This window comes from Luteibacter anthropi (assembly GCF_023699965.1).
In the GTDB taxonomy this organism is placed as follows: Bacteria; Pseudomonadota; Gammaproteobacteria; order Xanthomonadales; family Rhodanobacteraceae; genus Luteibacter; species Luteibacter anthropi.
Window position 1 is genome coordinate 4,536,238 of record NZ_CP077072.1, and the last position, 13,065, is coordinate 4,549,302.

Sequence of the window (13,065 nt, forward strand, 5' to 3'; positions counted from 1 at the left end):
CGGAAACGCCGTAGGCATGTCTGACACGTATTCCACAAAGATTGGAAGGTAGTCATGCAATTAACGAAGATGGCCGCCGCGCTCCGTGGAGCGCTGGTTGCGATGGGTGTTGTCTGGACGATGGGTTATGGCGCGCCGGGACACGCGCAAGCAGCTGCGCCCGCCTCCTCGGGTGAAGCGACGCCATCCGCGGGACAGGAAAAGACGCCTGCTTCCGCGCAGAAGAAAAAAGATGATGCCGCCGCCACCGACGACAAGAAGGTGACCGAACTGGGCGGCATCGCCGTGACGGGCCAGCTGGCTGCGCTCCAGCGCGCGCAGGCCATCAAGCAGGATGCAGTCAACGTCGTCGACTCCATTTCGGCGGAAGAAACCGGCAAGTTCCCGGATGCCAACGTCGCCGACGCGCTTCAGCGCGTACCTGGCGTCTCGGTGAACCGTAGCGGCGGTGAGTCCAGCCAGATTGCCGTGCGCGGCTTTGGTCCCGACTTCGTGGCCGTCACCGTCAACGGACGGAAAATGGCGACGGCCTCCGGCTCGCGTGCCTTCAATTTCGATGTACTTCCTTCCGAAATCATCAGCGTCGCCCAGGTCAACAAGACCTCGTCGGCCGATATTCCCGAAGTGGACATCGGTGGCGTCGTCGACATCCAGACCGCGCGTCCGCTGGACTTCAACGGCTACCATGGTGCGTGGAGTGCCGCCGGGGTGAACAGCAACCTCACTGGCGACTGGAAAGGCAAGACCACACCGAAGGCCTCGGGCCTGTTCGGCTGGACCAATGCAGACCACACCTTTGGCTGGATGGCATCCGCGACGTACTACAAGCGCAAGGATACCCAGCTCAATACGCAGGCCAATTCCTGGTATGCCAACCAGGACATCTCGAAACTGTCGAACCTGAGCAACCCCAACTACACCAACGTGGCAGTGCCCGAGACCCTGGCAAGCAACGTGCTGGACGAGACCCGTACGCGCAAAGGCTTCAGCGGTGCCATCGACTGGAAGCCCATCGACCGGCTCACGGTGCAGCTGGATACCTTGTTCTCCAGCTACAAGGTGGACTCCCTGGAGCACGAGTTCGGCCAGTACGGCAACACGGCCGACATCAATTCGCTGACCACCGACAGCAACAACACCGTGCTCAGCTACACCCGCAACGGTTCGGGCCCCAACGTCATGGCGAACGACTATGTCATGTCGTTCATCCCCAGCTACGAAAAGAGCTACCAGAACGGCCTGAACCTGGGTTTCGACGTGGATGACTCCACCAAGCTCAGCCTCGACGTATCCAGCTCCAAGGCCTGGAACAAGCAGAGCCCCAACGGCTACTTCCTGGTGATCGGTGGCAAGAACTTCGGCACCAACCCCACCTGGACCAACGGTGGCGACAATACGCCGCCCAGCTACAGCAACATTCTTTCGTCCACCGACGTCAACAACCTGAAGGCGCATTGCTGCAACGCCGGCTCCGGCACGAATGTGACCAACAAGGTCAACCAGTACCAGATCCGCCTGGACAAGAGCTTCACCGATGGCGTGCTGTCGAAGCTGGAATTCGGTGGCGAGTACAACGACCAGTCGGTCAAGTCGGTGAACTGGAGCACGCCGAACAGCCTGCTCTGCAACGCTTACTGCGGCTACAACATCACCGTTCCGCCCGATGCCGTGGGCGCGTATATCTACAACGCACCGGACAAGATCAGCGGCGTCTCGTCGCCGGGCCTGCCCTCGCAGTGGGTGCAGTACGATCCGCGTGCTTATCTCGCCTGGCTGGCTTCGCCGGCGGCGTACAACCAGCTTCCGGCCGACAAGAAAGCCGCGCTGGTCGCCGGCCTGGCCGCCAATGGTGGCACCCTTGGTGCGGCACCCGATCCGGGCAGCTACAACAAGGTAACGGAGAAGGAGAAATCATTCTTCGGCAAGGCTGTGTTCGAAGGCACGATGTGGGACAAGGCCTGGGCACTGGACGTGGGTTTGCGCTACGTCAACGTCAACTCCACCTCCACGGCCATCAATCGTCCACCGATCAGCCTGTACATCGATCCGAACGACACCAGCAACGGTCAGGTCACCTTTGGCGGACTCACGCCGCAGTCGGCCAATGGTGGCTACCACAAGTGGCTGCCGTCGCTGAACTTCAAGTGGAACCTGATGGACAACCTCGTCTATCGCTTCTCCGCGTCCAAGTCGATGACCCCGCCGCAGCTGAGCAATCTCTACTACAACAAGGGCTTCGGCACGCGTCCGAACTCGCTCACCATCTCGCAGGGCAATCCGAACCTCCAGCCATACACGTCGCGTAACTTCGACATGGGCCTGGAGTGGTACATCGACGACGCCAGCTACATCGCCCTGGAAGGCTTCTACAAGAAGGTAAGCAACTTCAGCACGCTGGTGAGCACGCCCGTGCCGTTCCTTACCAACCAGAACACGGGACAGCCATTCATCTGGTCGCTCACCCAGCCCATCAACCTCAATTCGTCGAACATCTACGGCCAGGAACTGACGATCAACTATCAGTTCACCCATGTCCTTCCGGAACCGTTCGATGGCCTGGGCGTGGCCTTCAACTACACGCACGTGTCCAGCAGCACCACCCTGAGCCCTGGCGTCATTGCCGCCTCGGGCAAGTTCGCGGTGCCGGGCATCGGCAATTCGGCCAACCTCAGCACGTACTATGAAAAGGGCCCCGTGCAGGTACGCCTGGCCTACAACTGGCGCGGCTCTTACCTGGAAAGCCTGTCCTATGGTGCAGGTGCCCAGCCGGCCACCCGCACCTCGTATGGCCAGCTCGACCTGAGCGCCAGCTACGCCTTCACCCCGCGCCTGTCGCTGTTCGTATCGGGTACCAACCTCACCCACGAGCATCTCTACGACTACTCGGTATACCGCAACCGCTTCCTGTATGCCGAAGCGGATGGCACCGTGTATACGGTAGGCGTGCGCGGCAGTTTCTGATCCCTTTCCGGACGTCCCTCTCGGGATGAGGAGTATTGATGAACGGTTCCATGCAAAACACGCTTCGTACGAGTGCCTTGGGAGCCATGGTCTGTTTCCTGGCCGCCGTTACCGCCCCGTCGCAGGCAGCGGATACGTCACCGCCGTTGCCTCAGATGGGCTTCAACAACTGGAATTCCACCCATTGCCGTGACGAGTTCGACGAAGGCATGATCCGCGGCATCGCCGACAAGTTCGTCAGCCTGGGCCTGAAGGATGCGGGCTACCAGTACGTGAATGTCGACGACTGCTGGGCGAACTGGCAGCGTGACAAGGACGGCCACCTTCAGCCCAACCCCAAGCGCTTTCCGAGCGGCATTGCCGCCCTGGCGGATTACATCCACGAGCGTGGCCTGAAGTTCGGCCTGTACTCCAGTGCAGGCACTTCCACGTGCGAGCCCCTCCAGGAAAATCGCGGCTTCCCGGGCGGCCTGGGGCACGAAAAGGACGATGCCGCCACCTTTGCGTCGTGGCATGTCGATTACCTGAAGTACGACAACTGCAACAACCAGAAGATCGACGCGCACAAACGCTATACCGACATGGCCGAAGCACTGCGGGCCACGGGCCGGCCGATCTTCTTCAGCATGTGCGAATGGGGCGAGAACAAGCCCTGGTTGTGGGCGAGCAAGCCACCGGTGGAAGCCAGCTCCTGGCGCACCACGGGCGACATCACCGACACCTACGCATCCATGCTGAAGATCTTCAAAGCCAACGTGGTGCTGGATCGCTACGCCAGCCCGGGTCACTGGAACGATCCGGACATGCTCGAAGTGGGTAACGGTGGCATGACCGACGTGGAATACCGCAGCCACTTCAGCCTGTGGTCGATCATGGCCTCGCCACTTCTCATCGGCACCGATCTGCGCACGATCAAGCCGGATGCGTTGCAGATCCTGCTGAACAAGGAGGTGATCGCCATTGATCAGGACCCGCTGGGCGTCCAGGGCAAGCAGGTGCGTGACGCGGGCGGCATCCACGTCATCGTCAAGCCGCTCAAGGACGGTGCCGTCGCCGTGGCCGTATTCAACGAGACGGACAAGGCGAAGGATGTGAGCGTGCCGGCCAGGGAAATCGGCCTTAAAGCGGGTGGCAGCTACACGTTTCGTGACCTGTGGGCCCATACGGATGCGAAGGGTGATGGCTCGATCAAGGCCACGCTGGCGCCGCATGCCACGGTGATGTACCGCATCAGCGAATAGCTTTCCCTCCCCTGCAGGAGCGCGCCCTGCGCGCGACCGGAACTTGCGTCACATCCGGTCGCGCGCAAGGCGCGCTCCTACAGGGGCTTTTTGCGTTGCTTGCGGATGTTGTTGCGGGAATCGGACACCATCTTGATCATGGCCTGTCGCGCCACTTCGGGATGGCGCCGGCGGATGGCCTCATAGACCTTGAGATGCTGGGGCAAAGCGTTCTTGAAGTTCTCGGAGTTGCGCGCCGATAGCGCGAAATAAGCGCCCAGTGCGGTCTCGATCACAGTAAACAGCGAGGTCATCAGCTCGTTGTTGGTAGCCGCCAGCACCGCATGGTGGAAGGCGAGATCCGCCTCGGTCCAGGCGTCCAGGTCTTCGGAGTCTGCCATGGCCTGATAGGCAACCTCGATGGCCACCAGCTGGTCATCCGTGCGCCGCCGTGCGGCAGCTGCCGCCGCGGCAGGTTCGATCAGCTCGCGCATTTCCACCAGCTTCTCGATGAAGCTTTCGGGCGGCATCGACTCGAAACGCCATGCCAGCACATCGGCATCGAGCTGGTTCCAGTGGATTTCTTCCCTCACGCGCGTACCGGAGCGCTGCCGGGACTCGATGAGCCCCTTGGCGGATAGCACTTTCATGGCCTCGCGCAGCGCCGTGCGACTGACACTCATGCTCTCGGCCAGGATGTCTTCACGCGGAATGCTCTGACCGGCCGGCCACTCGCCACTGACGATGAGACGGCCCAGTTCCTGGACAACCTGACGATGCAGGTTACGTACGACTGCGAATTTCACCATCCGCTCGGTTTCCTTTGGCTGCATATCGACCGGCGCACGCCATGGGTACCCACCCGGCATTTCGACCATCGAACCCTTGCATCGGAACGCGTGGTAGTTGTCGTACAAATAGCTAAAAGCCGGATGAATTGTATCAGATGGCGCGTTGCGCACCATCCCTTGCGAGCCTGGAATCCACGTATGGGGTGAAACGGCTATGCGTATCGGGAAAGCTGGGTGTTTGCCCAGGCAATCAGTTGGCGCAGGTGCCCGGGGATTTTTTTATATCGTGAACGTGAATGCGAGCCGTTGGCGTGATCGTGTTCATGGGTCGCGCGCAAGGCGCGCTCCTACACAAGCAGCGTGCGACCACCCTGTAGGAGCGCGCCTTGCGCGCGACCCACTCATCACCCTTCGGCACGCTTGAACCGAAGCACCCCATCCATCAACCGATTCGCCACCACCACGATCACTGAAGCCGCCAGCGTGACCGTGAGGCGATCGGCGAGAAGCATCGTGCCTACAGTGCCTTCGGCACTCATCGTGAGCAGAATCACCGCTGTGGACACGCTGCGTGGCAGCGCTGTGACATCAGTTCATCGCGTGGCAATCAGGCCGTAGTGGTAGGGGCACGCATGGGCAAGATCCACCTCACGGATGGCCTGGAAGCCAGCCTCCGCCATCCAGCGGCGACAATCTCCGGGGGACGGACGTATCGCCAGGGAGGGTCCCCGGGGCGTAGGCATGTCGCTTCGCCAGTGGATGACCGATACCGTGCCGCCCGGGCGAAGGCTTTCGCGGATCGTGCGCAGCAACGCCACCGGCTCTTCAAGGTGCAGCAGGTTATAGACCATCGCATGAGCCTGGCTTGCGACAGGCAGACCCAGGCCTTCGGCCACTACGTCGCGAAGCACGGCATGGATGTTCGATAAACCGCAGCTTGCCGCCTTGGCGCGGGTGTAGTCCACCATGTCGGGCTCGATGTCGATGGCGGTTAGCGTGCCCTTGGTCCTCGCCGCAGCCGCCACCGTGAACGTGCCATAGCCACTGCCAAGCTCGACGACATCTCCATCGCCCTGCGGCCATAGCAGGGCCATGGCGGCATCGGCGTCGAAGAATTCAGCCCAGGCATCCTCCTGGGGCATACCGCTTTCACGACCCTTCACGCCGGGCTCCTCATTCACTCCTGGGGACGGTGAAGTCTACCGTGCCGCTCTTTGTATCGGCATGTGTACGTGCCGCCACGGATACATGGAGACGCAAAACCCTGCCCCGCCCGACATGGTGCAGCTGAACGGCACACCGAGACTACGGACATCCGATGGCGCCTGACACACCGCGCCGCATGTCCGCCCGATGATCCCAAGGAGAAAGCCCATGTCGTACACACCTGCCCGACGTTCCTTCGCCTCGCGCACCCTGGCCATGGCACTGGCCATGGCCGTGCTCGCCCCGGCAGCCTACAGCCCGTTCGCCCATGCCACCGGCCAGTTAACTGGCACGCCCTCGGGAACCACGCGCAACGACGAAAGCATTCGTCCATTCCATGTCCACGTGCCCCAGGAGCAACTGGACGATCTGCGCCGTCGCATCGCCGAGACCCGCTGGCCGGACAAGGAAACGGTGAACGACCAGTCGCAGGGCATCCAGCTGGCCCGCGTGCAGGAGCTGGTGCGCTATTGGGGTACGGACTACGACTGGCGCAAGGCGGAGGCACAGCTCAATGCCCTGCCCCAGTTCGTCACCACCATCGACGGCGAGGACATCCAGTTCATCCATATCCGCTCGAAACACAAGAACGCCCTGCCCGTCATACTCACTCATGGCTGGCCCGGCTCACCCTTCGAGTTCATCAAGACGATCGGCCCGCTGACCGATCCCACCGCCTTCGGCGGCAAGGCGGAGGACGCCTTCGATGTCGTGATCCCTGCCATTCCGGGTTATGGATTCTCAGGCAAACCGACCGGCCTGGGGTGGGGACCGGAGCGCACGGCCAGGGCGTGGGATACGCTGATGAAACGCCTCGGCTACAAACACTATGTCTCCCAGGGTGGCGATCATGGCTCGGTCATTTCCGATGCACTGGCACGACAGGCGCCGAAGGGCTTGCTTGCCATCCACCTGAACATGCCGGCTACCATCCCCGGCAACCTTGTCAAAGGCATCAACGCAGGTGATGCCCCACCCGAATCGCTGGGTGCGCCGGAGCGCGAAGCCTATCAGTCCCTCAGCACGTTCTTCGGCCGCAATGCCGCCTATGGCGCACTGATGGTCACCCGCCCGCAGACGATCGGCTATTCGCTGTCCGACTCGCCGGCTGGCCTGGCTGCGTGGATGTACGAGAAGTTCGCACAGTGGAGCGACAGCGACGGCGTGCCGGAACGGGTGCTGACGAAGGACGAGATGCTCAATGACATCACGCTCTACTGGCTCACCAACACGGGTGCCTCGTCATCGCGCTTCTACTGGGAAAACAATAACAACAACTTCAGCGCCGACGCGCAGAAGACCCATGACATCAAGGTTCCTGTCGCCATCTCGGTATTCCCGGGCGAGATCTACAAGGCGCCGAAGAGCTGGAGCCAGCAAGCTTACCCGTCGTTGTATTACTACCACCAGGTGAGCAAGGGAGGGCATTTCGCAGCCTGGGAACAGCCACAGCTGTTTGCCGAGGAACTGCGCGATGCTTTCCGTTCGGTGCGATGAATAGGCACCGCTGACAGCAAAGAAATCGCGACCTCCTGACCTGAAGGCCAGGAGGTCATATCCGTCTTCACCAGGCGTGGCTCGTGATCCACCAGCGGCCCTGGAGCTTCACGAGCTGTGTCACCGATGTCGACGGCCTGCTGGCTTCGGGCTCCGTCACGGGACGTGTGCCTTCGTTACCGGTGTGCGGTACCACGGCCAGTACCGGGCCCTCCCCCTTCCTATGTAACTCGGTGACATGCAAGGCACCGGCCTTCTCGTACCATGCGACCTTCTGGTGCAGATCCTTCAGGATGCGCACCAGTTCATCCACGGTGATAGTACGCAGGCGAGGAGGATTCTTTCCGTCTTCATCGGTGTATTCGATGAGCGCATCAGGGATGAAAAGCGAACGCAGGCGGCGATCATCCCACTGGCCGCGGGGACCGCTCACCGCGTCGTGCATGGCCCTGACGATGGCGTCGGGAGACGCCACGTCTTCCGGCTTTGCGGCCGGAACCTGCTTCAGCAGGTCCTGCTCGTCCCGATCGGAGAGAAACGATGTCGGGCTGAAACTGGGTTGTTCTTCCGCAGCCAGGCAGGCGGTCGGCAGGGCAAGTGCCAAGGTTAAGCCCAGTACGATCGGTCGAAGCATGAATATCCCCAATGAATGCATGGTGTGTGTTCCCTTCCCATGCCCATTCTTCGGGCGCTTCAACCCGCCATCTTGGCGGATCGACGCGAACTGAAACGTGACACGCGCGACGTGCATAAAGATCGCGTAAAGCCCGGCCCCGGAGCGGTCCGGCCCGCCCCGGGGTTGCCGGCTCTCCGGCTCCGGCGGCGTGATCAGGCAAAGCGCGCCCGCCGCTTGCGATACAGCCATGTCCAGCGTCCGAGCATGGCCGCCAGCCCCACGTTGATGATTGCCTCGCCCGGCCAGATATCGCCGTAGGCAAATCCCCCCACCTGGAACAGGTCGGCCACCATCCCCAGCGAGTTCACGCTGCCGCCGCAGGCGATCAAGGCACAGAAGATGCGCACGATCCTTGGCATGGCGGTCTCGGTGAGCAACCACAGGCCGGACAGCGCCATGACGACACTGCAACATAGATTGACCACGATCAGGCTCATTTTTCGTCGCCTCCGGCAATACGGTCGATGACCCGGTTGGCAATGGATTCGCCACGACTGTCGATCAGCCGCTGCACGATCACGGCCAGCTTCAGGCCGAAGCAACCCACGAGGAACGACACCGCGGCCTGTATTTCGGCCGACGAATCGGACATGAATCGTTTCTCCAGGGCAGGTGCCAGGAAGATGGCGGTGAGGGCACCGCAGACCACCTGGATGACGGCCCGGCGTCGCGATTCCTCCTGGCTGAGCGCCACGGGAAGGATGGCACCGCCCACCGCGGCCAGCAGCAGCCAGAAACGCGTCAGAAGCACGCTATCCATGCTGACCTCCTCATGGTGCGGAAGGAACCGGCTTGAACGTGCCGGTCCACTTCGGTTGGGATACGGGCAAGGCAAACTTCAGCGTGCCGTCCGCATTGCGCGACACCACCAGCTGCTTGCCATACAGGGCGTCGCAGAACTTGCCGCCGTTGACGGGCACCTTGACGTTGTAGCGGTAGCCCGAGGCATCGCTGTCCAGGTAGCTTGCCGCCAGGCGGCAGTTCGCGGGTTCGTCGAAAATGATGTTCACCCGGTCCGGCTGGAAATCGAGCCGCGTAGCAATGGGCGGCCTGCCTGCATCTCCGGACACAAGGCCTCGCCAGGCACCCGCGGGGGCGTGTTCGCTTGCATGGGCGGTAGCGAGAAAAGCGGAAAGAACGAACAGGGAAGCAAGGTGGTATGTGACTTTCATGGCATGACTCCTTCAGGTTTGGGTGAAGTACTGCTTCAGTGCGCCTGCCGCGATCAGGGCCGTGAATGCCGTGACGAGCAGGTAGTAAAGCCAGCGCGGTAAACGTCGCGGCGGTTTCGATGTGCGGACATGGGCGAGCATCGATATGCCCCATTCGTCCGGAATACGTAGCTGGTCGAGGCGCTTCATGCCTTCTGACCCGCCATGGGTGGCAGGGACAGCACGCGGCCGTCCAGCTCGACCCGGGGTTCCCAGTGGTCCGTCAGGCGGTAGGAAATGCGCAGGCGCTGCATGGCACCACGCCCGAACCAGCGCAAGCGTGGCTTGCGCATGTCGAGGAACAGCACAGGCCGGCGCTCTCCACGAATACGACGCTGGCGAAAACGCACGTCGAATTCCACCGAGAGAAAAGCCATCCGGGGGTTGCCGGGATCACGGAACAGATGCAGTGGTAACATCATCGGTACCAGCGGAGCATCGACCGCCGGAGATTCCGGGATATGGACCTGCAAGTGTCGTCCGATGTCGCCACGCAGCACGCTTTCCCGTCGGGCGCGAACGGCCTCGTCGGCAGCCATGATGGCCATGCGCAAGCCGTACATGAAGGTATCCAGCGAGCATATCGTCATGGGCGCGGCCTCAGGCTTCCTGCAACCAGCCGGGCTTGCGAGGAAAGCCCACGTGGTAGCAGATCCACTGCAGAACGACCTGGTGCTCGCCCACCTGGAGAATCGTGAAGCTCTTTTCCGTGCCGATGATGCTGCCGCGAGGCGAATCGGTAAGGCAGCGGTTGAGCATGGCCCGCGCTTCCTCGATCTGCGCTTCCGAACGCACCTGGTTGGGGTTGTCGGTACCGACGACCACCCGCTTGACGAATTTCACGTCGCTGAGATCGAACATGGTTCACTCCGATAGAACCGTGACGCCTTGCAGGCGCCACGGAATGGTGCCGGGCGATCAGGCCGCCTGCTTTTCCTGCTCCACGGCCACCGGGGCGCTGACCCGACGCGGCGCGCACGCGGTCTGCAGGATGTCCAGGACACGGGCCAGGCCTTCCGGCATGCCCTTGTCCTCGGCGTGGACGGCGACGTGGTACTTCGCCGAGTTGTCGGAGCTGCGCGTGTTTTCCTTATGCGTGGCCACCGAACCGGCCACATGCACCTTTGCCGAGAAAACACCCCAGCCGATCGACATGTCGGCGGAGAATTCACCCTTCTTGTCTTCCGACTCCTTCTGGCTGAAAGACGACTTCACTTCCATATCGAAAGTGATGTCGACATTGGTGATGCTGAGGCTGGGCACCTTCACGATGGCCAGCAACGGCACCTCGATCTCGACTTCTTCTTCCGCGATGCCCTTTCCAGACGGATCATCCACGGGGCGCTTGAACTTGAACTGCGCGGTACGCGTGGCACCCACGCCCTTCGGGTCGCTCTCGGCCGGCGGCAGGAAGCCGATGACCTTGATGAAGTCGGCGGTAGCCTGTGCGAGCTTGACCTGGGCCTCACAGGCGGCATTGAGCGGGCCGCCGATGAGTTCGCCCATCGGCAGGCCTTTGAACTGGCTGGACATGTTTACGAGTTCGTCGGGCATTTCGTTACTCCTTCATGGGACTGCATGACATGGCGAGCGACATGCCGCCATGGTTCGCCGGGCAGGACATATCAGTCGCCCGGCTGGAACGTCTTGAAGACCCCCTGGGTCTGCGCAAGATGATTCATGAGGCGTGCCGCGCCATCGGTGGGCTCGCTGCCCTCCACGCGCAGGACGACATGCACGGCGCCTGCCGTACGCCCCTTGGCGCCCACCGAGGTATCCACGCGCACATGGGAACGCGATGCCTTGGGCCTTACCTGCCAGTCGCGCGGCGCAGTGCCAGGATCGGTGTCGTCGGGCGTGGGTGGCGCATCGTCGACGAGATTGCCAAGGTCGGCATCGAAACGGATTTCAACGTCCTTGATGCGCAGGACATTGGTGGATACCAAGGGCAGGATTGGCGCCCGGTACAGGTCCTCGTCGCCTTCGCCGGCGCCCGGCTGCATCGATGGCATGCGGATCACGACGCTCTTCGGACGATTGTCCTCGTCGAAGAAATCGCTCAAATGTGCCATCTGGTGCTGCTCGATCCGATCCTGCGCATCCACTACCGCGCCTGCGATCGCTTCGATCAGCTCGTTCAGGGAGGTCTGCGTGGCCATCGGTCAATGGCTCCCGCCAGTGGGCGCCGGCAGGTCGGGAAACGATGCGACGCGCGCCAGCCAGCCCTTCAGGAACTTCTGCAGTGATGGGCGACGCTCCACGAGTGCCTTGTAGTAATCCACCCTGCCCTGCTTGTAGCGGGCATACACGGCATACGCATCTGCCTTGCCAATGGCGGCGGCCGTGCCCGCACCCATTACGCCATCGATGGCCAGCTGGGGAGAGGCGCCCAGGTCGTTGAGCACGCGCTGCAACAGACGCACGGCCTGCGCACCTGCATTGACGTTGAAGTCGAAGAGGATGTTCGCCAGCGGCTGCAAGGCGATCTGGTCACCGCGTATGGCATCCCAGTACAACGCCTTGTAGATCGTGGCGGCCTGGTCGTCGGTCAGGGCGCGCAGCGTCGTGATCGACGGTGCCACGCCAAGCAGGGATTGGGCGCAACGATTGAAGGTCGCCAGCGTAATGCCCTTGTTGGTGGCACCACCCGGGTCGGCGGGGTCATTGACGAATCCGCCCTCATGCCGGAGCAGGGTCGGAAAGAAGCTCTTGAAATCGGCCATCGGGATTCTCCGTGATCGACGCAACGAATGCGTCGGTGGCGGCGACTATCCCGTCCGGCGGAATATGGCGACATCGGGAAAAACCTGATTGCAGGCCAGATCAAAAAAATCAGGTTTTTCCTGATGCTTGCATGAGTACGACGCAACTCGCAGGTTCTGTCCCCCACCCATCCCCCACACGGCTGTGCGTTTGCGACACCCAACCTACCCCGTCGTCCCTGCGAAAGCAGGGACCCAGTGCGGTGCGGTAGGTTTTAGCGACAGGGCTACCTACACACGAGCCGATGAGACGTGGTCGTGTCCATCGGTGAACCGAGGCGCTGGGTTCCAGCTTTCGCTGGAACGACGGCTGTGCTGTGCGTTTGCGACACCCAACCTACCCGTCATCCCTGCGAAAGCAGGGATCCAGTGCGGTGCGTTAGGTTTTAGCGACAGGGCTACCTACACACGAGCCGATGAGACGTGGTCGTGTCCATCGGTGAACCGAGGCGCTGGGTTCCAGCTTTCGCTGGAACGACGGCTGTGCGTTTGCGACACCCAACTTACCCCGTCATCCCTGCGAAAGCAGGGATCCAGTGCAGTGCGGTAGGTTTTAGCGAGAGGGCCACCTACACACGAGCCGATGAGACGTGGTCGTGTCTATCGGTGAACCGAGGCGCTGGGTTCCAGCTTTCGCTGGAACGACGGCTGTGCTGTGCGTTTGCGACACCCAACCTACCCGTCATCCCTGCGAAAGCAGGGATCCAGTGCGATGCGTTAGGTTTTAGCGACAGGGCTACC

At 61.8% G+C, this 13,065-nt stretch carries 16 protein-coding genes; 3 read left to right on the plus strand and 13 right to left on the minus strand.

Translation table 11 applies throughout. The features are described 5' to 3' along the window. Positions 1 to 54 precede the first annotated feature (54 nt). Positions 55 to 2,961: a TonB-dependent receptor gene (locus KR767_RS19140; protein ID WP_166949150.1), complete on the plus strand. Its 2,907-nt coding sequence runs from the start codon at positions 55 to 57 to the stop codon at positions 2,959 to 2,961. Between the two features lie 38 nt (positions 2,962 to 2,999). Continuing rightward, positions 3,000 to 4,202, plus strand: coding sequence for a glycoside hydrolase family 27 protein (locus KR767_RS19145; protein WP_250877454.1), 1,203 nt, complete (start codon positions 3,000 to 3,002; stop codon positions 4,200 to 4,202). 77 nt (positions 4,203 to 4,279) lie between these two features. Here the strand turns inward: KR767_RS19145 and KR767_RS19150 are convergent, their stop codons facing one another. From KR767_RS19150 to KR767_RS19155, 3 genes are all read right to left on the minus strand, one after another. After that, entirely contained in the window at positions 4,280 to 4,990 is a 711-nt protein-coding gene (locus tag KR767_RS19150; protein WP_250877455.1) for a FadR/GntR family transcriptional regulator, read from the minus strand. A 386-nt stretch (positions 4,991 to 5,376) separates the two neighbouring features. Further along, positions 5,377 to 5,511 carry a hypothetical protein gene (locus tag KR767_RS21370; protein WP_279588206.1) on the minus strand — a complete coding sequence of 45 codons (135 nt, stop codon included), beginning with the start codon at positions 5,509 to 5,511 and terminating at the stop codon, positions 5,377 to 5,379. Positions 5,512 to 5,565: 54 nt separating this feature from the next. Next, positions 5,566 to 6,135 (minus strand): class I SAM-dependent methyltransferase, encoded by a 570-nt coding sequence (locus tag KR767_RS19155; RefSeq protein ID WP_250877456.1) that lies wholly within the window; start codon positions 6,133 to 6,135, stop codon positions 5,566 to 5,568. Between the two features lie 211 nt (positions 6,136 to 6,346). On the opposite strand from KR767_RS19155, the gene KR767_RS19160 reads away from it, so the two are divergent. Then, the gene (locus tag KR767_RS19160) at positions 6,347 to 7,675 is read left to right on the plus strand and encodes an epoxide hydrolase family protein (protein ID WP_250877457.1); all 1,329 of its coding nucleotides are present in this window, start codon (positions 6,347 to 6,349) and stop codon (positions 7,673 to 7,675) included. 67 nt (positions 7,676 to 7,742) lie between these two features. Here the strand turns inward: KR767_RS19160 and KR767_RS19165 are convergent, their stop codons facing one another. The 10 genes from KR767_RS19165 to KR767_RS19210 form a co-directional block, all read right to left on the minus strand. After that, on the minus strand, positions 7,743 to 8,309 hold the full coding sequence (locus KR767_RS19165; protein ID WP_166949143.1) for a hypothetical protein: 567 nt from the start codon (positions 8,307 to 8,309) through the stop codon (positions 7,743 to 7,745). Positions 8,310 to 8,503: 194 nt separating this feature from the next. Further along, the gene (locus tag KR767_RS19170; RefSeq protein ID WP_166949141.1) at positions 8,504 to 8,788 is read right to left on the minus strand and encodes a hypothetical protein; all 285 of its coding nucleotides are present in this window, start codon (positions 8,786 to 8,788) and stop codon (positions 8,504 to 8,506) included. Then, positions 8,785 to 9,111, minus strand: a complete 327-nt coding sequence (locus tag KR767_RS19175) for a hypothetical protein (protein ID WP_166949139.1) — start codon at positions 9,109 to 9,111, stop codon at positions 8,785 to 8,787. The genes KR767_RS19170 and KR767_RS19175 overlap by 4 nt, the downstream gene beginning before the upstream one ends. A gap of 10 nt (positions 9,112 to 9,121) precedes the next feature. Continuing rightward, positions 9,122 to 9,523 (minus strand): hypothetical protein, encoded by a 402-nt coding sequence (locus tag KR767_RS19180; RefSeq protein ID WP_250877458.1) that lies wholly within the window; start codon positions 9,521 to 9,523, stop codon positions 9,122 to 9,124. A gap of 12 nt (positions 9,524 to 9,535) precedes the next feature. Beyond that, positions 9,536 to 9,712, minus strand: a complete 177-nt coding sequence (locus tag KR767_RS19185) for a hypothetical protein (RefSeq protein WP_166949136.1) — start codon at positions 9,710 to 9,712, stop codon at positions 9,536 to 9,538. Beyond that, the gene (locus tag KR767_RS19190; RefSeq protein ID WP_250877459.1) at positions 9,709 to 10,152 is read right to left on the minus strand and encodes a hypothetical protein; all 444 of its coding nucleotides are present in this window, start codon (positions 10,150 to 10,152) and stop codon (positions 9,709 to 9,711) included. Before KR767_RS19190 ends, KR767_RS19185 begins: the two co-directional genes overlap by 4 nt. Before the next feature lie 10 nt (positions 10,153 to 10,162). Continuing rightward, entirely contained in the window at positions 10,163 to 10,423 is a 261-nt protein-coding gene (locus KR767_RS19195; RefSeq protein ID WP_166949132.1) for a hypothetical protein, read from the minus strand. A gap of 57 nt (positions 10,424 to 10,480) precedes the next feature. Further along, positions 10,481 to 11,116 carry a DUF2589 domain-containing protein gene (locus KR767_RS19200; protein ID WP_250877460.1) on the minus strand — a complete coding sequence of 212 codons (636 nt, stop codon included), beginning with the start codon at positions 11,114 to 11,116 and terminating at the stop codon, positions 10,481 to 10,483. A 71-nt stretch (positions 11,117 to 11,187) separates the two neighbouring features. Further along, on the minus strand, positions 11,188 to 11,721 hold the full coding sequence (locus tag KR767_RS19205) for a DUF2589 domain-containing protein (RefSeq protein WP_166949128.1): 534 nt from the start codon (positions 11,719 to 11,721) through the stop codon (positions 11,188 to 11,190). Positions 11,722 to 11,724: 3 nt separating this feature from the next. Beyond that, on the minus strand, positions 11,725 to 12,285 hold the full coding sequence (locus tag KR767_RS19210) for a glycoside hydrolase family 108 protein (RefSeq protein WP_166949126.1): 561 nt from the start codon (positions 12,283 to 12,285) through the stop codon (positions 11,725 to 11,727). Positions 12,286 to 13,065 lie beyond the last annotated feature (780 nt).